The organism is Pseudoalteromonas sp. BDTF-M6, from assembly GCF_018334135.1.
GTDB lineage: Bacteria > Pseudomonadota > Gammaproteobacteria > Enterobacterales > Alteromonadaceae > Pseudoalteromonas.
Map to the genome: position 1 here is coordinate 621,961 of NZ_JAGXTQ010000001.1, position 19,939 is coordinate 641,899.

Genomic DNA, 19,939 nt, shown 5'->3' on the forward strand with positions numbered 1-19,939 from the left:
CGAGCTATGACAATTAAAATACTAACGGTGCCGGTGACACCGTTTCAGCAAAATTGCCGTATTCTGGTGTGTGAGAGCACCAAGAAAGCGGCTATCGTGGACCCGGGCGGCGATGCGCAAAAAATCGTAGCCATCTTGAATGAGCATGGACTTAAGCCTGAGGTCATTTGGCTCACCCATGGTCATCTGGATCATGTGGGGGCGGCCGATGAGTTGGCTAAAGCTTACAGCGTAGAGATTATCGGCCCCCATAAAGACGAGCAGTTTTGGTTTGATGCGCTGCCACAGCAGGCACAGATGTTTGGGTTTTCGCCTCGTCCTGCTTTTCTACCGACACAATGGTTGAGCCATGGTGATACCTTAAGTTTAGGTAACCTCAGTTTTGAGGTACGTCATTGCCCCGGACATACCCCAGGCCATGTCATTTTTGTGGAGCACGCACAAAAGCAGGTACTGGTAGGGGATGTGATTTTTAAAGGGTCAATTGGGCGCACCGACTTTCCAAAGGGGGATGCACCCACATTGATTGCATCTATCAAGAGTCAGGTATTGTCTTTGCCGGATGATTTTGTCATCTTAAGTGGTCATGGTGAAAACACCACGGTGGGCCAGGAACGCGCCACTAACCCTTTTATCAGTGGACGTTTTGGCTAACTTGAATCGGTTTCGGCCCTAAAAAAAAAGACGATCCCCGCAGGATTGTGTATAATTTTACCTAATTAAAGAAAGAATAAGAAAAATCAATGTCATTAAATCAAGTTGATCGCCAGATACTGGCGCTATTGCAGCAAGATGCAAGTCTCTCTACTGCAGAAATTGCCGATCAAGTCGGCTTGTCGCAATCGCCTTGTTGGCGCCGTATTGCCCGTTTAGAGCAAGAAGGGTACATCAAGGGGAAGGTGGCTTTACTCGATGAGAAAAAGCTCGGCTTTGATATGCTGGTGTATGCTCACGTGCGTTTATCTAACCACGGCCGCGATCAATTGGCACAGTTTGAAGAGCTCATCATGAGCTATGACGAGGTCACCGAGTGTTATACCATGGCCGGAACCATGGACTTTATGCTGCGTATTATCTCTAAAGGCATAGAGGGGTATGAATTGTTTGTGCGCGACAATTTACTCAGTCTGCCTTATGTACAAGAGGTACACTCCAACGTCACCATGACCTGCGTAAAACGCTCCACTTCTTTACCTCTGTAAGCTTACTTCTTAGGCGATCGTTACGGTCGCCTAACTCTTTGCTGAATTGTTAATTTCTCTTTGTTTTGCTAGAATCTGCACCCCTTTCGCAGCTTGTTTCTAATCGCACCGCAAACGAGGAATGAATGTTTAACTTACTCAGCAAAGCTCCTAGCTCTGCTAAAAACGATATCCTATCGGGATTAACCGTTGCCTTGGCATTGGTACCCGAAGCCGTGGCCTTTGCCTTTGTAGCTCAGGTAGACCCTCTTGTTGGCTTATACGCCGCCTTTATCGTCGGTTTGATCACCTCTCTAATTGGTGGCCGCCCTGGCATGATCTCCGGTGCAACCGGCGCTTTGGCCGTGGTGATGACCTCGTTAGTTATTACCCATGGTGTCGAATATCTGTTTGCGACTGTGCTGCTGATGGGTCTCTTACAGATCCTGGCGGGCGTATTTAAGCTCGGCAAATTTATTCGCATGGTGCCCCATCCGGTCATGCTGGGCTTTGTGAATGGCTTGGCCATTGTAATTTTCCTCGCTCAGCTAGGACAATTTAAGGTCCTGGGTGACGATGGGCAAATGCAGTGGATGCAGGGCGAACTCATGTATACCATGTTAGGCCTAGTGGCTTTAACCATGGCCATCATTCATTTCTTACCGAAACTAACAACGGCCATTCCATCAAGCCTTGCTGCTATCGTGGTGGTCACAGGTTTAGTGCTGGGCTTAGATCTGGAAGCACGCACCGTTATCGACTTTGTTAAAGATATGACCGGCGATAGCGCCGCAACCATAGCCGGTGGCTTCCCCGAGTTCCATATCCCGCAAGTACCATTTAACCTTGAAACCCTGAAGATCATTCTGCCTTACGCTGTGATTTTGGCGGCCATTGGTTTGATCGAGTCGCTTCTGACCTTAACTCTGATCGACGAAATTACCGATACCCGCGGCCATAGTAATAAAGAGTGTGTGGGTCAGGGCGCGGCAAACGTAACCTGCGGTTTCTTCGGTGCCATGGGTGGTTGCGCCATGATAGGTCAATCGATGATCAATATTAATTCCGGTGGTCGTAGCCGTTTATCGGGTATTACCGCGGCATTGTTGCTCCTGGTCTTTATTCTATTTGCCGCCAGCTACATTGAAATGATCCCGCTTGCCGCGCTGGTTGGCGTTATGTTTATGGTGGTTATCGGCACCTTCGAATGGTCAAGCTTCCGTATTATGCGCAAGGTACCCAAATCCGATGCCTTCGTTATCTTCTTAGTGAGTGCGGTAACCGTAGCCACCGATCTGGCCATTGCCGTATGCGTGGGCATTATTGTCTCGGCCCTGGTCTTTGCATGGCAACATGCCAAACACATCTACACGGAAAGTTATGTCGATGAAGAAGGCTCTAAAGTGTACGAATTACATGGCCCCTTGTTCTTTGGTTCGGTGAAAAATTTCTTAGAATTGTTCGATATTAAGGACGATCCAAAAGACGTGATCATTGAGTTTAAACACAGCCGTGTGGCCGACCACAGTGCCATCGAAGCCATCGATACCTTGGCGGATAAATACACTAAGGCCGGTAAAACCTTGCACCTGCGCCATGTCAGCGCCGACTGTAAAGAGCTCTTACACAAAGCCCGTGATCTTGTGGAAATCAACGTAATTGAAGACCCCAAATATCGCGTTGCCTCGGACGAGCTAGGTTAAAACGCATTTCTAACCTAATCATAAGGCCAGCACTCCGCTGGCCTTTTTTATTCAGTTGCAATTAACCAGCCTATACATAGACTTAAAGCAATTCTTCAATAATGGGTACGACTATGAAACGACTAATTTCGGTGTTACTGACTTCCACCTTGGCGATGGGCGGAGCCTTTGGCGTGCAAGCGCAATCCATACCCGATGAGCCCCATTTACAGGTACGCGGCATTGGTGAGGTGTGGGCCACCCCGGATAAGGTGACCATAAATCTCAGCGTTAACGAACAAAGTATGGATGTGCTTGAAGCTAAACGCGCCGCAGACAGTAAACTGGCGAACATGATCCTTGCGTTAAAAGAGCAGGGCATTGAAAGCAAGGATATTCATGCCAGCCAACTCAGCATCCACAGTAAAACCCGTTATAACCGTGACACGCAATCCAATGAGTTTGACGGCTATGAAGTAAGCCGTAATGTCAGTGTTATTCTGCGCCAAATCGATAACTATGCATCGGTTTTGCAGTTGTTGGTACAGCAAGGAGCCAATCAGGTAGGGCAATCCCATTTTGGTCTGAGTAATTACGACGAACTGTATAACCAAGCGCAACAGCAAGCCTTTAGTGATGCCAAGCAAAAAGCAAAAACCTATGCAGAGGGCTTTGATACTAAGGTGGGCAAAGTTTACAGCATTAACGTAATGAGCCATGACAGACCGATTCCATATCCGCGTGCGGAAATGAAAATGATGGTCAGTGCGGATGCCGCGCCCGGTGTCGAGCAAGCGTACAATGTTGGCGAGATCAAAGTCACCGCCTCGGTCAATGCGGTATTTTTACTGGATAATTAACCTAGAAAATAAACGCCGTGCGTAACCTCGCCGAAGGCAAAACCGCAAAGAGTTTTCCTTCGGCGCTTTTCTTTTAAATCAATTACCTGTACCTTCTAGCCTGATAATGTACTCAGGAGAGCAGACGTGATTGTTTCCATCTACGCCGCCATTTTAGCGCTGGTCTATTTGCAACTTAGTCTTTACGTGGTCAAAGAGCGCCGTCGTAGCCAACGTTCTATCGGCACCGGCGACAGCGAAGCTCTGCAACGTGCCGTACGCGCTCATGGTAACTTTATCGAGTATGTGCCGCTGGCCTTGCTACTGCTGTTTTTTAATGAGTATCAAGGACTCGCAAGTCACTACTGCCATGCTCTTGGGGTGACCTTAGTATTAGCACGATTAATTCATGCCAGTAATATTTCCCAGTTAGATGAAAATATCAAGGTGAGGGTAGTGAGCATGATGCTGACCTTCGCGGTGATATTAATTACCTCGGTGTCTTTATTGCTCGACGCCACCTTGGGTATTTATCTTTAATCTGAACCTTCGTTATCTTCTTGGCAAAATCAATGCCTTAGTATAAATAGTCGTCTAAAATTGCCCTTAAGCGTGATTCAAAATTACTAGCTCAAGGGCAAATTGATGACAGACATTCTTATTGTTGCCTGTATTTTTCTCATCTCCTCCATAGTGGCCGTTCCCATTGCCACGCGCTTTGGTTTGGGCTCCGTTCTTGGCTATCTGATAGCCGGAATTATCATTGCGCCCTTATTGGCGCTACTCAATATTGATCTGATATCCATTCAGCATGTCGCCGAATTTGGCGTAGTAATGATGCTATTTCTGGTCGGTTTAGAACTGGAGCCAAAAAAACTCTGGTCAATGCGCGCTCAGTTAATCGGTCTTGGGGGTGGGCAGGTGATACTCACGGCCTTGGCTATTATGGGCGCGGCCATGTTTTTGGGGTATTCATGGCAACTAGGCCTTAGTATCGGACTTATCTTAACCTTGTCATCCACAGCCATAGTATTACAGAGCTTGGCCGAGCGCTCAGAGCTTGATACCGAGGGTGGGAAGGCGACGTTTTCGGTATTACTCACCCAGGATATCGCCGTTATCCCTATTTTAGCGGTTTTACCCTTACTGGCCATGACCGATATAAGCGGCGCCGACATGGCTGGTGCACATGCTACGTCCCAACTAAACATACTAAGTGGATTAAATGGCTGGCAAAGCGCGTTAGTCGTGCTGGCTGTAGTGTTAGCCGTGGTAATAGGGGGCGCGTACCTCACCGGACCCATCTTCAAATTTGTTGCCCAGGCTAGATTAAGAGAGCTGTTTACCGCAACCGCTTTATTACTCGTGATTGGCATTTCGCTGATGATGACCTTAGTTGGGTTATCACCGGCGCTCGGTACCTTTATTGCGGGTGTGGTTTTAGCCAACTCACCCTATAAGCATGAACTTGAAAGCAACATTGAGCCATTTAAAGGGCTGTTGCTTGGGGTTTTCTTCATTACCGTGGGGGCGGGAATCAACTTTGGCCTGTTGGCAGAGCAGTTTACTGTTATTGCACTAACCACGTTAGCTTTGATAGCCGTCAAGGTAGGCGTGCTCTTGGTCTTGGGCAGAATACTTGGCATCAAAGGCGCGGCACTTTGGCTCTTGGCATTGGGATTGGCGCAGGCCGGTGAATTTGGCTTTGTTTTACTGTCGTTTTCCGTTAGTAATCAGGTAATGGCAGCGGCCATGGCGGACCAAATCTTGCTAGTCGTAACCTTGTCCATGCTGATATCGCCTTTGCTTTTTATCCTTTACCAATATGTGATAGCGCCACGTTATGTGGTGGAAGGGAAAAGCCGTGAAGACCAGTTTCCGGAGCAAAGCCATGTTATTATTGCCGGCTCAGGTCGGGTTGGCGGTCTAGTGGATAGGATACTAAAAATCGGCGGGTTTCGTGCCACCGTGATTGACCATAACTATCACCATTTAGAAGCCATGGCCCGAGTCGGCGTGCATTATTTTTATGGTGATGCGACACGACCGGATTTACTTAACAGTGCCGGGATAGACAAAGCCAAGTTATTGGTCATCGCGTTAGACGACAAAGAACAAATCACCACGCTAACACACTATGTACTTCAAAATTACCCGCATGTTCATGTGCTAACTCGGGCGGTCGACAGACATCACGTTTATCAGTTGTGGGCATTGGGGTGCCGTGACATTATCCGCGAAACCTATGACAGCTCACTGCGCATGGGGCGCGCCGCGTATGAAGCGTTAGGAATTAAAAGCGAACAGGCGCAGCAAATCATTTCAAAGTTCGATGCCTATGATAAAAAAATGATGCGGGTCACTGCTGAGGCCTTTGATGCCAGTTTGCCATTTCAGGATAATGATGAGTACGTGAAGTTAGTGAAAGACTATATGCAGCAATACGCGCCGGAATTAAAAGAGTCTGTTGCAAGCATCATCAATACCGAGAAACAATCCAGTACCACCGACAAAGACACTTACGCTGACTCTAGAGACAGACACTGAAACTAGGCAAAAAAATACCGTGGTAAATTCAGAGCAGGAAAAAGGGCTGCTGTAAGCCGCTACGAAATTTTGGATTTTGCGACGCTGATTATTGGAATGAATCAATTATGTTAAATGAGGCCTATTTAAAGTCTGTTTGAAGTAGGTTTAAAGAATGTTTAAAGTCGTAGGCTGGATCAATTGGTTGATATGTACAGATACGGAGTTAAACAATGGAAGTTGGTGATAAAGGGATAAAGCAGGAAGAAGACAAGATACCAACATGGTGGTGGTTGAAGGCTGGTTCTCCTTTTTATTTCAATAGATGGGTTTTGTTAGTGGTAGCGATTGTTTATTTAGTACTTTCTATTTGGTTTTCATTTAAATTCGATTTACCTACTCTTGTTTCTTCTTCAGGAGCTGTGATCGGTCTTATGGGCTTCTTACTCACAATCAAACACTCCCAACTATTTCATAGAAAAGATTTAAGTTTAAAGGATAAGTATGATGCGGCTAATGGGGCTATGAGTTTTGGTTCAACTGCTTTCCCAGTGTCACATCAAGTATGGATAAAAAACATCATGCTTGATGAAAAATTGAGTGTTCTATTAATGATAGCAGGGACGTTAATATGGGCTTACGCTTAACGCCCCTAAAACTAGAGATTAGATAGCAAGGAAAGTAGTAAGCGTGCTTTTCTTGCGCACAACTTTGGGGATCATCTCAGCACTTACATCAGCAATCCAGGTGTAAATGTCTTCCGTGCCGTTGTTCACCGCCTCAATGTTAAGCGAGTGAACCTCGCATACCTTAATTTCCCGACCTGAAACTAACACAGCGCTTGCGGCTTCGTCGTTATTAACAAGCTGGACAGTAAATTTACCATCCAGTGTTTCTATAGTGCCGTTGCCATCAGTATCTTCAAAGTTTTTGCCGACGTTGACCAGCACTAAATGTTGAGCGCCGTTGTCCGTTACTATAAACGCTCGCTCCGTAATTTCACTTGTTTTTTGCAAACTAAATAGCAAGGTGGTTTCATCGGCAGGCTGTATGTTCATATAGGTTCCTTAAGGTTTATAAGTGCCGTTGTGGGTAATGATGCGATTATGTTTATCAACGCCAGCAGCGAATGAACCATCACCAATTGATATGTGATAGACAACATCCTCTTTGATTATGTCGGCGCGAGTTACGTGCTCCCAATAAAGTGTTGGGTCATCTCCCTTTAAAGTCGCAATCAAGTCGATGCCTGGTCGAATATCACAGGCTCTTATTGTTTTGTGATCACGAAGTTCTATAGGGGTTTCCGCTGATACTTGTACAATCGCACCACTAGAAGTTTGAATTTCAACGATCGGTTGCACTCTTGCAATAGGCCGGATTTGCAGTATCGGACTTTTGATGCTGTCTTCTCCAAACCACCAGGTATCAATCACGTCCTTCTCACTAGCGTCTTTCGCTCTTAAATGAGGAGTAAGGTACATATCAGGCGTTACACAATCCCCCGGGTCGGGCCATGTAGAGCCACCGCCATTTGCAGGTGTAGTGACAGTTGACACAAATATACGATGGTTGCCGGCGGCCACAGTTTGTATATTAGTTGTGGCATGGTACGTCACAGCACCGCCTGTGTACGTTGGATCATCGTAATACACGTAATATTTGGTGCTAAAAGCTAACCCTGTTATTGAACCAGCGTTAAGAGACAGGGAGCCAAATCCATACTGTCTTGAGTGGCTAGCAATGGTGATTTTTGCGCTAGAACCATTGTCGCTTGCTGACAACGGGTTAACATTTAGAGCTGTGCCGGCACCCGCTGATACTAAATTAGGCATGTATTTTTGATTGGCTACTTCTGTATCTTCTATTGCTGGCGTCCAAGCCGTTGCTTTAGTACCTTTCTCAAATTTCAAATCCGCAAAAGTGACAACATCACCGTTAACTAAGCCACCTAATTTATGAAATAGCCAACTGCTTCCTTGCCAGTCCTGAGTGATCTCAAAATATCCCGTGCTCGGATCGTAATTATGTTGTTGTAGGTTGTTGCCATAGGTACTGCAAAGACCCGTTCCAAATTGCGCTGACGTGCCAGGCGTGCCATTAACCAAAAAATAGCCGCTTATCGTATGCAAACCTGACGGCATCACCCAGCCACTCTTAATTAGCGTGAAATAGCCAGTAGTATCGCTTACATACGTGGTGGTAATAACGTTATCCGACTCAGTCGGTGTGGTGTTATAAGGTGTATACGACGACCAAGGGTAGCTTTTTTGCAGAAGGTTCCTGCCGCTTATTTTCAATGCATCAAGTTTTGCCTGGGCTTCTGTATCGGCTGCAGCAATTGCGGCGGCTTGTGCAGCATCGGCTTTAGCAGTGGCATCAGCAATAGCTCGTGCTTCTTCAGCAGTCACGATACCATCGGCATAAGCTTCGGCTTGTGTTTGCGCTAAGTCAGCTTTGGCTTGTGCAGCTGTCTCAGCAGCGGCTATAGCTGCGGCTTCGGCCGCATCAGCTTTGGCGGTCGCATCAGCGTAAACGTCTTCTATTGCTGGCGTCCAAGCCGTTGCTTTAGTACCTTTCTCAAATTTCAAATCCGCAAAAGTGACAACATCACCGTTAACTAAGCCACCTAATTTATGAAATAGCCAACTGCTTCCTTGCCAGTCCTGAGTGATCTCAAAATATCCCGTGCTCGGATCGTAATTATGTTGTTGTAGGTTGTTGCCATAGGTACTGCAAAGACCCGTTCCAAATTGCGCTGACGTGCCAGGCGTGCCATTAACCAAAAAATAGCCGCTTATCGTATGCAAATCTGACGGTATCACCCAGCCACTCTTAATTAGCGTGAAATAGCCAGTAGTATCGCTTACATACGTGGTGGTAATAACGTTATCAGACTCAGTCGGTGTGGTGTTATAAGGTGTATACGACGACCAAGGGTAGCTTTTTTGCAGAAGGTTCCTGCCGCCAAGTTTAATGGCGTAATTACCTATCCGGCTGTCAGTATAATCTGTAGTATCGCTAACCAGCACCCAATCACCAGGATCATAACTATCTCCCACTTCTTTGGTATTAATACTGCGTTTAATACCACCGCCAATATCCCACAGATCGCCCGCGTCATAAGGTGGTGCTGGCTGAGCGACGAACACGCGACGTTTGCTGTCGGCGGTGTCTTGCGCTTTAGCTGCATCGGCTAAGGCTTTGGTAACATCACTGTCGCTGACTTTGTTCCATGAGTAAACTGTGGCATTAATCATAAACCGGTAGGCATAGCCCGTTACGTTGTCATAGTACAAGTCACCCAGATGGGTATTTTTATCATCGGTAGTTGCCCAGTTCACAGCCGGCTGGTTACTCAGGGTTGGCTCGCCGTCATAAAACCATGTTGTTATCGCTTTATCTATTTGCGCCTGCAGTACCGCTTTTTCTTGTGCGTACAGGTCTTCGGTGACAAAGCCGGTTATTGCTGCGTTACTAATGCGAGGGTCTGTATGGTCGATGCTATCGGCGTCTAATACTTCGTCAAACATACAATAGTCAACCTCTGCAATGCCGTTCCCCGATGCATAGTTAACAATAAACATAGGTCGCACATATACCGTATTGGCACGAAATTGATTAGCTAATAAGCCGACCCCTGTGATCACAGCATCAAACATTTGCCAGCCATCTGCAACGGTAATGGAGTGGCCTTTTACTGCAAAATAACGATGCGTACCGGCACCACCCGTTAGATTGTTAAAGTCTTTATCGAGAGTGGCTACCCCTGCATAGACGTTAGCACCGCCGCTAGTGGGATCTTGGGTTTGGCGAACCTTGAAGCGCATCCGATATGTTTTATTGACGTCGATCGGTATGGCTTGACGCCAATAAAGAGTGGCTTGGCCACTTATTTGAGCTGAATTACCGCCATATGACCCCGATTGGACGATAGATAAATTGGGGTTGTTGACGCCTGAAATTGCTTCGCCAACATAATCTTCTGACCACTTACTCAAACCCTCACTAAACGTAGGATCACCAAAGCGCGAATACATAGGCGAGGGCACAGACACGGCAAAATTTAACGTGGCGACTTCACTTACATATTTAGCAGTTAAGGCGCTTAGCTTAGCTACATAAGAGCCAATTTCTAAATTAAACAACTCCAGCGTGAATTCGGCGGTGTCGACGCTCTTTATCAGCTCTGTGCCAGCGTAGATTTCAATGCGATGCTTAATTACCTTTATGTTCTGTGGGTTATCCCATACCAGCCGGCCTTGTAAGGTGTCATGGTTTTTGTATTGCGCGTAACTCAAACCAGTTGGGCGGGCAGGGGCTGCAACAATATAGGCAAACGTTATAGTGTCGCTCTTTTGACCAAACAGGTTTACAGCTGTAAGTTTGGCAGAAAAGCTACCTTCACCTAGATCAGGCAGCAATGCCTGGCTATCGATGACAGATGTTTTGTGTTTTAAACTCCCAGCTTGATAAATCTCTAATTCAAACTTATCGACTGCTGCAATGGCCGGGTGCGACCAAATTAGATAGGCTTTTTCATCGTCAGAAACGTCTACCCGGACATCAAAAACGGGTTGAGGTTTACCCAATCGATACGAGCTGTTGGGGGTTAAGTCTTGCGCGCCTGGTACCAGGTTGTCGGCCCAAAGGGTCGGACCGTCCTCGATACACATCAAGGTTACACCGCCATCTAAACGAAAGCGGCGCTCCACCACGCGGTAGATTTTATTACTCAATGCCTCTTTAGGCAGGTTGACATAAATAGTGCGGCCAACGGCAGCGGCTAAGCCTTTGTGTTTTAGTGGCAGCTCTATACCGCCCAGGCGCGACTGTTCAAGGTGAATAGCGCTTAAGCGCTGTGCTGTTGTGCTCGAACGTACAAAGGGCAGGGAAATAGACTTTTCCAAGCGCTGACCGTCTTTTTCCATATAGCCGGCCGCTTCAACCGGCGGCGCGTCGGTACGTTCGTAGTTCTGGTCTGGGTCACTAAAGGTCGCCCGGACAATATTGGCTCTATCACGCAGATCAGCATGCCACTTAATTTTGATATTGCCATGCACATCATCCTCACTCACGGTATAGGTTGGCGTGCCGTACCAGGCACCCACGCGCACATACCACTGGCCCATCTGGCGGAATATCTTTCCTGCAAAGCTGCGCTCAAGCTGGCTCAAAATGTCTAAGGGGTTATTGGTGAACTGGAAAGAGCCATTTACCGTGTAGCGCTTTTCGGTGGTCACCGTACCACCGGGCTCGGTGTACTGGGCGTCTTCGTCACACACGTTAATGCCGGCTATCCACCAGGTAAGCGGCAGGCGCTCAAAGGGCACCTCATGCGCACCATAAAAACGCACATAGTGCAGGGCACATAGCACCGCGTTCTGGCTCCATTGCCAGGTGTTTTGGTCGTCCGGGTCTTGGGCTGGATCACGCGGGTCCCATACTCGCACACCGCGTATCAAAAACTCACAATCACTGATCCCGTCTGGGAACACTTCACGGTTGTTTTCAAACTCAAGGAAGATATGCGCCTGGCCATGGCCGATATGCGCATTCGTCCAGCCGGCCATTTTGCTAACCGCTTTGGCGCTGGCGGTAGTATGGCGGCCATCTTTGAGCTCATAGTCGTAACTACCAGCTGGGTAATCGGTGATTGGCTTATCGGCAATATAGATCTCTTCCAGCGCATCGATGGGCGCGCCATTGATAAGCACAATGAGCTGCATGTACTTTTTATCGCCGCGTTCAACTTCCGCCTGGTGGGCAATAACCCCACCAACACGGTCGCGGCCAAAGGTCACCCTCCGAGGCTGATCAATGCCTTTTTGCAAGCCCTTACCCAAGGTTGCCAGGTCTTCTTCTGGCAGCTCAGGGGTAAGCGAGTCCCACAAGGCGCCAATGGTTTTATTGTATACACTGCGCCCAATGCCAAACAGGTCACCACCGGTATCTACTACTATGTCGGTTGCTTTAGACACTGCGCGCCTCCAACGGGAAAACCTCGGCAACGCGATCCATTGGCAGACTCACCAAGCCTTCTTCACATACGCAGTAAACAGACCCCACACCAATAATGCCACCGATCAGCTCGCCGTTATCTTCTACCAAAGCCAGGTCGCCCCGGCGCGCATAATGTACCGGCACAGGCGTATTTAAACGGTCTTTAAACACGCTTCGAACATCTTTAAAGCCGAGTTTAAAAATGTGTTTAAAGGCACCTGCTTGGGTCGAGTATGCATCTCTGCAGCCAAAGGCTGGGTCATGGCCAGTGGCACATTCAACCCAATCGGCCACAAATAGGCAGCAGTCGTTAATACCCCACTCGAAGGGCATATTGGTGCGTGCCGTTATAAAATCGTGAAACTTAACGTTGATACTGACGTCCACCTTCTTTATTCCCTCTACTTCCGCCAACATAACTACCTGGTTGGGTGTCATTGATGTTTTGTGTCGACGATGCCTGCTCGCTAAAAAATTCATCGTCCGGGTAAAGTGCTTTTTGGGTAGCGTTATTCCAACGTTGATTGAGTCGCGCCTGCTTCCAGCGCTCGGCCTCACCAGCTACAGAGAGTTGAATTTGCGATACATCGCCGCGCTCCACTTCGCAAGAGACGATATAGCCGCTTTCCAGCAACTGGCTTTGGCTTACGCGGTAATGCTGATCAACGGTTACCAGGTAGATCTCACACACCACACCAACGGGGTCATTCTCGGCCACCTCGGCCATGAGCGCGGTGTCGGTGGTGTGCAGGGTTAAGCGAATACGGTTACTGTTGTTTTTATCGCTGGCCGGGATTTCGCTTACCTGGCCAAGCATGCCCAGGCCATACCAGGTCCAGCCCATAAAGCGGCGTTCACCGACCCCAGTGTGCAACAGCACATCGCCGCTTTTAAACATCAGGCGCACAAAGTAACGGGCACGCCCAGCGGTTGCCAATTCACTCAGTAGCCCAGCGTTTAACGACTCCATTAAAACGCCTCCCGGCAACGAATTTTCCAGCTGGTAACAATGCCGCGTTTAAACTGGGCGGTATCGATACCTTGTTTGTTATCGGCCAGGCGAAATACGCCCACAGGCTGTTTAAATATGATTTGGGTGTTATGCGCAGGGATTTTGCGCATGGGTGGCTCAAACACAACGGTCGCTGCGCCGGTTCCGTCGGTGACTAAATCCTGAGTGAGAATTTTAAGCTCGGCATTTTCGCCGGTATTAACCTGGATACGCTCACCGGTGAGGGCGACTGTGGTCGATGCGGGCAGGCCAGCGATGTTTAATATATTGCCGTCCTGGTCGGCTCCGCTAACAAAGGCGGTAAAGTCTTTATCAAGCTGTTCGCGGCGGTAATCAAACATCAGGAACTTGCCTACCTGGCCACGCAGACTGGCTAAAAAGCCCTCCAGCTGCAACGCATCTTGCTCACGCACATGGGCCAGTTCAATGTCAAACTCCCAATAGGCACCTTCATGGTCGTAAACCTCGGTGGCATTGTTGGCTTTATTGACATGGGTTTGGCTGTTGGGCACCAGCTTAAAGGTGCAGGATTTAGGTCGTTTAGGTAAGGGGAGTAATTGCATCGATGCGCGTTCGCGATTAGATAAAACACTGGTATCGAGTATAAAAAAACGGCCCTAAGTGGGCCGCTGGAAATGGGTTTACATAGTCCCTTTTGGGTGAACAATTAAGGTAGCATGGTTTTATAATTTGGGTCTAGTGCTGGCTGCATTGCATAGATCAAGTGTAGGTAGTCTAGCTTATCGAAAACCATATTAAACATTTTTATTTGCTCTATATAACTTTCATCTCTGTTCAAATCATCAATGGCACCTAAAAGCAAAAACGCCATCACTTCGGTAGACAGCCTACTCAACACCAATTGACACAAAAACTTAACCTCGGGGTTGTCATGCCACTCCTGAAGTAGTTCGCATAATATTTTTCTATGCAATCTGAAATAAGATTTCTTTTCAGGCCGTTTTAAATAGACGTCGCTAGCAAAGAAGTGTACGTCAGAAAAATGCTCTAATGTTTCACTAGTATGATCGTTTGAATAATAAAACCTCAAATAATAACCTATCATAGTCATCATGGTATAACTTCCCTGACACTCTATCCCCCGTCCTATATGAGTCAATTTCTGCTCGTTAGAGCACTCTGACCAATCGAAAGCTGGGCTGCCCAATCTACTTTGGGCTTGACTACGCTGTACATCTAATGAAGGAGTACATTGCCACCGGTCTATATTGTTAACAATTTGCTGCCTAAAAGCAGGACCTAATGGGATTGTTGTATTGATATCTTTAGACAGCTCATCAACAATCAATAACACCTGCTTCCTAGCTGACTCATAGTTAGCATGCTCAATCTGGTTTTTGATTAATTGCCTAGTTCCTTGAAGTTCGGCCTTGTTATCTCTGTACGTAAAATAAACCAGAAATATCGTAATAAGCAAAAACACCGGGGAAAGAATGTTATTGAAATAGACTGCCGTGTTGACCCAGTCTGACATCGGTAGTGAGGGGTTGATATCGAAATACAATAAGAAAACGACTAATGTTCCAACTGAGTACACTACTGCAATGGCTACAAGCCATTTAGCGAGTACGTCTTTGTGATTATTTGTAGCTAACACCGACATAAAACCTCCCTTTAAAAGAGAGGTTTTACATCATATCTAGCCACGCATCAACTAAGCTGCACTGCGTATCGCCCTGATTAGCGGGCCATTTTCACTTACGCTTTGCACCAGGTGCGCCTCTATTTGACGACCAATATCACCACCAATGCGGTTGGCTTGCTGCTCTGACGCACCGCCTTCAACCATGATCTGATTGACGATATCAAAGGTAATACTGCCGCCGGCTTGGCTACCGGCATTGTAATGCCGTGCCATGGCACTGATTTCGGTGTTCTGTTTGGGGCTCAGTACGCGCTCACCACGTTGCAATAAGTAGGTCGATTCATTGGGCACATAATCCAAACCACCGTGGGCAATACCCGCCGGCTGTTGTGCTTTAATTTGCCTAACCTGCTGCATACCCATTAGCACCGCAGCCGCAGCTGCTGCACCGCCAAGCACCGGGCCAACAACGGGTATCGATGCCAGCGAGTTAAACGCGCCTGTGGCCGACTGGTAGGTATTGATGATCGCCTGGCTAATGGCAAAAGCCTTATACGCCTTAAAGGCCTTTTTACTCTGTGCGCCCATGGTTTTAAACATGGCCGCGCCATAACCGACAATGGAGCTAGCTTTTTCAGCCTGGGTCTGCTTCTCAAAGTTAGCAAACGCCATGATATGCGATTGCATAGCGCCCATGTGCTGGGTACCAATTTGTACCAAACGCTCCTGGTGCGCCGCTTCGTGCGCTTCGCGTTGGCTATGGTAGCCCTGGGCGGCTAGCAGCTCTTGCTGGCGCTCCATTTCACGAATTTGATTATCCGTGTTGTACTCGAGCTCGCCTTTTTCATCATTGGCATCTAAACCGAGCTGTTCACGGCGCTTGGCATCGATACGCGCTTGCTGGCGCGCTTGTTCTACGGCCATTTCATTGTTATAGGCTGCCAGCGCTTCGCGGCCAGCAAAGCCCTTAACCACGGCAATACGGTTTTCTAACTCGCGGCGCAGGGCATTGCGGCGCGCTTCTTCGGCCTGGTTCTGAATGCGGGTTTTATCCGCCTCGCGTTTGGCGGTCAGGGCTTTAACGTCTTCGCCGTACTTGGTATCGAGGTTCTTTAAAATGGCATCGTATTTGGCCTTGTTGGCCACATCGTTGTCACGCGCCTTGATCACCATGTCACGGCGTTTCTCATAGCTCGCCTTTAAACGCGCTTCTTCGCCCAGCAGGCTCAGCTCCAGGCGCTTAATGTTCTCTGGTAACTCGGCCCCGGCTGCTGGGGCAGTGTCGGGCTCGTTCTTAATGTTTAGCACCGCCTGCAAGGCAACAATTTCATTTTTGAGCTTAGTAACCTGTGCTTCAGCGGCTTCTACATCTGCAAACTTGCCTTTTAAGAATGGGTTGTTAAAACGCTGTCTGGCTTCATCAGCCAACTGAATGGCCCCTTTAATACGCTCCTGGGCCATTAGTAACAAGCCTTCGGCCTGTTTACTGGTAAGGTTGGCGTAGGGGTTAAGGTCTTTGGTTGCTTTTTTGAGTTGATTCACCGAGTCGGTGGCATCGTCGCTTTGCGAGGCAAAATAGGCAATGGCAAGACCAGCTGTTACCGCGATACCCACAGGGCCACCCAGCAGACCCATGGTCATACCCAGGGTACGGCTGGCTAAAGACGCTCGCGTCGCCGCAGCTGAATAGGTATTAGTGGCAGCGGTTAAGGCAGCTTCGGTGGCTATAGCGCGTTGATTGGCGGCAGCCAAACGCGCAATTGCAGCGGTGCGCATATCGGTGGTGCGGGCCACTTTAAGCGTATGGGCAGCATAGGCTTGCTGTTGGGTTGCGCGCTGATGCTCAAGGGCTGCACTGGCCATGCTCTGTTTTGCCAGGGCGGCATCGGCAACCAGGGCGCGGTTCTTGGCAACCACATTGGCGATAAAACCCTGGGCGCTACGAGTAAGGCCTGCAGCCAAGTGGCCACCAAGTACAGCGGCCAACGCTGCAGCAGAGGTGGCTAGGCCATCAACCACACCTTCGTTTTCACGCAGATACTGCATCACCTCGGTGGTGGCATCGATAACGCCTGTCACCGCAAAGTTAACCGGCTCTTCATACTGGCGCACAAGTCGCTGGTACTCGTTGCTCATCTCGGCGAAGCTGGCCTTAATTTTACCTTCGGTGGCTTCGGCAGCGCCGGCATATTCGTTCAGGGCTTTAACCAGGTATTGCTTAAACATCTGGCTGGTAACTTGGCCATCGTTAACCATTTGTCTAAAGCCGCCGGCAGCCATACCCGCCGCTTGGTCCAGCTTTTGTAAAAGTCCGGGCAGCGGCTCAGTCACCTGGTTAAGTTCTTCGGCACGCAGTACGCCAGCGGTCATACCCTGGGTCATACCGAATAGGCTTTGCTCTAATTGAACATTGCTGGCACCGGTTTTAGCGGCGGCGTTGGCCATGCCTTCTAAAATAGCGCGCCCTTCTTCTTGAGTAACTACGCCTACCTGCTGCAGGTTGAGGATCTTGCTGTAAGAGTCTGCCAGGGTAGTGTAGTTGGTGTTGAGGCGATCAGAGCTTGAAAACAGGTACTCTTGCACCTCGGCGTATTCTTTCGACGAGCCGGTAAGGCCTTTTAAACGCTGATCCAACATTTGTGCTGCAGAGGTGTCGCGCACGTACATGGTAGCGGTGCCAATACCCACCAAGGTGGTAATGGCAGCGCCAACCTGGTTGTAAGAACGTTCGAGCAAGCCCAGCTGGCGCGACATAGCGCCTTGTTGAGCCATCAACTGCGCCTGGCTGGTACCGAGCGATTGATTTGCAGCAACCTGACGGCTAATGGCCTGGGGAATGCGGTTTAGCTCGGCAACGTTCTGCCGAGCACCGGCGCTAACAGCCCTGCCGTCATACCGTAAGCGTAACGCCAAATTCAGATTGTTGCTCATCGGGCCGCCTTATGTGTCCTATTATTGTTCTTTCTAAGGTTTGTACCCTGGCGAAATCGTCCGGGCTTAACTCTATGCCGGCATAACGCCAGGCTATATCGGCGCAGTTATAATCCAGCGCCAGTTCAACGCCTTGATGGTCTAGCTTCCACTGGGTTCCGGCGGTGGTGATGGCCGTCACGGCCTGCCAGTTATCGCTTAAAACCCACAGGGTTGGCTGTTCAACCGGCTTTTCCTTGGGGGCGCCGAAGTGGGCAAGGTCATCGTCTAGGGTTTTACTTTGGGTTGCCAGGTCGCCCACGAACCACCTGGCAACGTCGGTTAGTTTTTTTCCTGTACGCGGTAGTTAGCGTTAATACATTCCACTGACAAACGCCCAGTAACAGCAGGAACCGACAACAGCTGCTCCAGCACTTCGTCACTAAAGGGGACGTCTTTACCTTCGTCCTGGAAGTCTTCCCAGCCAGCGAGCAGTTCTTTGACTATCTCTTTATCTTGCTGAGCGCCAGAGGTGATTTTCTCCAGCTCTTCATTGGTCTTCACCCGCACATGCAAGGTCATGGCGATGGTTTCACCGGCAAAGGTAAAGTTGACTGGCGCGGCTATAGTGGCTTTCTTAAGCCGGTCTAAAAGTTTCAATTTCATTATTCAAATACCCAGGTTAATTCGTCATAACCGGCACCGCTTGGTACCAACTTGCCATCGAGCTCGTAGCCCGTCAGTTCAGACTCCAAGCTGGCATACTTGGGCTGCGGCATTTGGAAGCGGCCCAGCAAGGTCACTTTTTTGCCCACGGCCGTGCCATGGCTAAACTCGTAATCCACCACGGCGCCTACCTGATTGAACGGGTCGAAGTTGGCCAGGGTGTCGGCTGTTAGCGTCATGCTGGTTGTGCTTTCGTGGCCGGTGATCATGATTTCTTCATGGTTAATCGCACGGTCGAATACCACGTTGTTGCCTTGGTCCACGGTCAACTTATGCAAGGTGCGCTGCACGCTATCGAGCAAGAAGTCAGAGCTATTGGCCACGCCCAATACCTCGGGGCGCTTCCAGCGGTCCCAGTCCACTGCCGGCGGCGCGGCACTTTGAATGGGTTTGCTAAACAGGCCTTTAAATTGCCAGTTCAGTTTGGGAATACCTTTTTCCAGGCTCAGACTGACATTACCCAGCATTTCATCGATCGCATGGGTGTTTTGGCCAAAGCGCACCAGACACTTGGCCTTAGTGGCCGTGCCCTTGGTGTAGGTAACCGAGGCCACATCGGCGACTTGCACCATGCCACAGGCTAGCAGCAGTGGCGCAATGGCCGGCGCATCACCAGGTGTACCGCTTACCGCCAACGGCGTTTTAAAGTTCAGGGTGACATGCTCGCCGTAGAACTCTTCCAAGCTGGCACCACTGTGCGGGGTTTCCAGCTCGTCTTTCTCGCTTTCGCTCTCGATATTAAATTCCACATCGGTGGCATAAATCGCATGCAGGCCGGTTAAGGTCGTACCCAGCGCATCAGCCAGGATCAGTTTGTCTTTAAAGCGCCAACTACTCATTGCTATCTCCTTCGGTAGATGCCTTTACCGGCTGCAGCCCTTTGTCTGTCACCTTGAAACTGCCGCTTAGCTCATTACGCTGACCGGTGCCATGCAGTTTGGCATGGACGTTCTGGGCAATTTGCTTTGCCTTAGAAGGCGCGGCTTTCTTTGCTTGTGTCGTCATGTGATCACCTTGGTTTTTACGGTTAACGTGCCTTTTACGCTGAATTGGCACTGGTAAATTAAGTTATTGGTTTCGCGGTTAAGCTCGACAATGCGTGAACGGTTTAGCTTGATGGGCTCCCAGGGCAGGAAGGCCACACCGGCCAAGGTAGCTTTAACCTGGTTGCGCAGTTCTTTTATTTGCTGATCCGTTGTCGCGTTGGCCGCCAGACAGGGGATCACTATCATCACCGCAAAAATGTCATTCACCCGATACTCGTCTTCGCCGGTGATGGCGGTGGTTTCCTCGTTGTTGTCATCGATGCCAATCACATACAGACAAGGCGACTGCACCGGGGTTTTGCGCGCCTGATTAAAGTCAGATGCAAACCCCACTCGGGCAAAATTCGCCTCTTTAAGCAGGGTTTCAACGCGCTTTAAATCAAAGTTAAACTCCATTCGAACCCTCCT

General features: G+C 48.9%; 19 protein-coding genes. 7 read left to right on the forward strand and 12 right to left on the reverse strand.

Features of this window, described 5'->3' with window-relative positions; translation table 11 throughout:
* Positions 1 to 12 precede the first annotated feature (12 nt).
* The 7 genes from KD147_RS02760 (at position 13) to KD147_RS02790 (ending at position 6,875) form a co-directional block, all read left to right on the forward strand.
* Complete coding sequence (locus KD147_RS02760) at positions 13 to 654, forward strand: MBL fold metallo-hydrolase (protein WP_349304667.1); 642 nt, start codon at positions 13 to 15, stop codon at positions 652 to 654.
* Between the two features lie 89 nt (positions 655 to 743).
* Positions 744 to 1,202: an Lrp/AsnC family transcriptional regulator gene (locus KD147_RS02765; protein ID WP_105254155.1), complete on the forward strand. Its 459-nt coding sequence runs from the start codon at positions 744 to 746 to the stop codon at positions 1,200 to 1,202.
* A 125-nt stretch (positions 1,203 to 1,327) separates the two neighbouring features.
* Positions 1,328 to 2,884 (forward strand): SulP family inorganic anion transporter, encoded by a 1,557-nt coding sequence (locus KD147_RS02770; RefSeq protein ID WP_105254156.1) that lies wholly within the window; start codon positions 1,328 to 1,330, stop codon positions 2,882 to 2,884.
* A 113-nt stretch (positions 2,885 to 2,997) separates the two neighbouring features.
* Positions 2,998 to 3,723, forward strand: coding sequence for an SIMPL domain-containing protein (locus KD147_RS02775; protein WP_212546808.1), 726 nt, complete (start codon positions 2,998 to 3,000; stop codon positions 3,721 to 3,723).
* Between the two features lie 126 nt (positions 3,724 to 3,849).
* Positions 3,850 to 4,242 (forward strand): MAPEG family protein, encoded by a 393-nt coding sequence (locus tag KD147_RS02780; RefSeq protein ID WP_105254158.1) that lies wholly within the window; start codon positions 3,850 to 3,852, stop codon positions 4,240 to 4,242.
* Positions 4,243 to 4,347: 105 nt separating this feature from the next.
* Positions 4,348 to 6,249, forward strand: a complete 1,902-nt coding sequence (locus KD147_RS02785) for a cation:proton antiporter domain-containing protein (protein WP_212546809.1) — start codon at positions 4,348 to 4,350, stop codon at positions 6,247 to 6,249.
* Positions 6,250 to 6,461: 212 nt separating this feature from the next.
* A complete protein-coding gene (locus KD147_RS02790; protein ID WP_212546810.1) occupies positions 6,462 to 6,875 on the forward strand; it encodes a hypothetical protein in 414 nt (137 codons plus the stop codon).
* An 18-nt stretch (positions 6,876 to 6,893) separates the two neighbouring features.
* Here the strand turns inward: KD147_RS02790 and KD147_RS02795 are convergent, their stop codons facing one another.
* The 12 genes from KD147_RS02795 to KD147_RS02850 form a co-directional block, all read right to left on the reverse strand.
* A complete protein-coding gene (locus KD147_RS02795) occupies positions 6,894 to 7,286 on the reverse strand; it encodes a hypothetical protein (protein WP_212546811.1) in 393 nt (130 codons plus the stop codon).
* 9 nt (positions 7,287 to 7,295) lie between these two features.
* Positions 7,296 to 12,209, reverse strand: coding sequence for a phage tail protein (locus KD147_RS02800; RefSeq protein ID WP_212546812.1), 4,914 nt, complete (start codon positions 12,207 to 12,209; stop codon positions 7,296 to 7,298).
* Entirely contained in the window at positions 12,202 to 12,618 is a 417-nt protein-coding gene (locus tag KD147_RS02805; RefSeq protein WP_349304660.1) for a DUF6950 family protein, read from the reverse strand. Before KD147_RS02805 ends, KD147_RS02800 begins: the two co-directional genes overlap by 8 nt.
* Entirely contained in the window at positions 12,596 to 13,201 is a 606-nt protein-coding gene (locus KD147_RS02810; RefSeq protein WP_212546813.1) for a hypothetical protein, read from the reverse strand. The genes KD147_RS02805 and KD147_RS02810 overlap by 23 nt, the downstream gene beginning before the upstream one ends.
* The gene (locus tag KD147_RS02815) at positions 13,201 to 13,806 is read right to left on the reverse strand and encodes a hypothetical protein (protein WP_212546814.1); all 606 of its coding nucleotides are present in this window, start codon (positions 13,804 to 13,806) and stop codon (positions 13,201 to 13,203) included. Before KD147_RS02815 ends, KD147_RS02810 begins: the two co-directional genes overlap by 1 nt.
* Positions 13,807 to 13,910: 104 nt before the next feature.
* Positions 13,911 to 14,867: a hypothetical protein gene (locus KD147_RS02820; RefSeq protein ID WP_212546815.1), complete on the reverse strand. Its 957-nt coding sequence runs from the start codon at positions 14,865 to 14,867 to the stop codon at positions 13,911 to 13,913.
* 51 nt (positions 14,868 to 14,918) lie between these two features.
* Positions 14,919 to 17,780, reverse strand: a complete 2,862-nt coding sequence (locus tag KD147_RS02825) for a tape measure protein (protein WP_212546816.1) — start codon at positions 17,778 to 17,780, stop codon at positions 14,919 to 14,921.
* Positions 17,740 to 18,081: a DUF1799 domain-containing protein gene (locus KD147_RS02830; RefSeq protein WP_105198963.1), complete on the reverse strand. Its 342-nt coding sequence runs from the start codon at positions 18,079 to 18,081 to the stop codon at positions 17,740 to 17,742. The genes KD147_RS02825 and KD147_RS02830 overlap by 41 nt, the downstream gene beginning before the upstream one ends.
* 20 nt (positions 18,082 to 18,101) lie before the next feature.
* Positions 18,102 to 18,425: a hypothetical protein gene (locus KD147_RS02835; RefSeq protein ID WP_105198964.1), complete on the reverse strand. Its 324-nt coding sequence runs from the start codon at positions 18,423 to 18,425 to the stop codon at positions 18,102 to 18,104.
* A complete protein-coding gene (locus KD147_RS02840) occupies positions 18,425 to 19,324 on the reverse strand; it encodes a hypothetical protein (RefSeq protein WP_212546817.1) in 900 nt (299 codons plus the stop codon). The genes KD147_RS02835 and KD147_RS02840 overlap by 1 nt, the downstream gene beginning before the upstream one ends.
* Positions 19,317 to 19,490, reverse strand: a complete 174-nt coding sequence (locus KD147_RS02845; protein WP_212546818.1) for a hypothetical protein — start codon at positions 19,488 to 19,490, stop codon at positions 19,317 to 19,319. Before KD147_RS02845 ends, KD147_RS02840 begins: the two co-directional genes overlap by 8 nt.
* Entirely contained in the window at positions 19,487 to 19,927 is a 441-nt protein-coding gene (locus KD147_RS02850; RefSeq protein WP_105198965.1) for a phage tail terminator protein, read from the reverse strand. The genes KD147_RS02845 and KD147_RS02850 overlap by 4 nt, the downstream gene beginning before the upstream one ends.
* Between the last annotated feature and the right edge of the window lie 12 nt (positions 19,928 to 19,939).

Coding starts and splice junctions, on each gene's coding strand:
- KD147_RS02765 (WP_105254155.1), top strand. CDS start 744: ATGTCATTAAATCAAGTTGATCGCCAGATACTGGCGCTATTGCAGCAA.
- KD147_RS02770 (WP_105254156.1), top strand. CDS start 1,328: ATGTTTAACTTACTCAGCAAAGCTCCTAGCTCTGCTAAAAACGATATC.
- KD147_RS02775 (WP_212546808.1), top strand. CDS start 2,998: ATGAAACGACTAATTTCGGTGTTACTGACTTCCACCTTGGCGATGGGC.
- KD147_RS02785 (WP_212546809.1), top strand. CDS start 4,348: ATGACAGACATTCTTATTGTTGCCTGTATTTTTCTCATCTCCTCCATA.
- KD147_RS02790 (WP_212546810.1), top strand. CDS start 6,462: ATGGAAGTTGGTGATAAAGGGATAAAGCAGGAAGAAGACAAGATACCA.
- KD147_RS02795 (WP_212546811.1), bottom strand. CDS start 7,286: ATGAACATACAGCCTGCCGATGAAACCACCTTGCTATTTAGTTTGCAA.
- KD147_RS02810 (WP_212546813.1), bottom strand. CDS start 13,201: ATGGAGTCGTTAAACGCTGGGCTACTGAGTGAATTGGCAACCGCTGGG.
- KD147_RS02815 (WP_212546814.1), bottom strand. CDS start 13,806: ATGCAATTACTCCCCTTACCTAAACGACCTAAATCCTGCACCTTTAAG.
- KD147_RS02820 (WP_212546815.1), bottom strand. CDS start 14,867: ATGTCGGTGTTAGCTACAAATAATCACAAAGACGTACTCGCTAAATGG.
- KD147_RS02825 (WP_212546816.1), bottom strand. CDS start 17,780: ATGAGCAACAATCTGAATTTGGCGTTACGCTTACGGTATGACGGCAGG.
- KD147_RS02835 (WP_105198964.1), bottom strand. CDS start 18,425: ATGAAATTGAAACTTTTAGACCGGCTTAAGAAAGCCACTATAGCCGCG.
- KD147_RS02840 (WP_212546817.1), bottom strand. CDS start 19,324: ATGAGTAGTTGGCGCTTTAAAGACAAACTGATCCTGGCTGATGCGCTG.
- KD147_RS02845 (WP_212546818.1), bottom strand. CDS start 19,490: ATGACGACACAAGCAAAGAAAGCCGCGCCTTCTAAGGCAAAGCAAATT.
- KD147_RS02850 (WP_105198965.1), bottom strand. CDS start 19,927: ATGGAGTTTAACTTTGATTTAAAGCGCGTTGAAACCCTGCTTAAAGAG.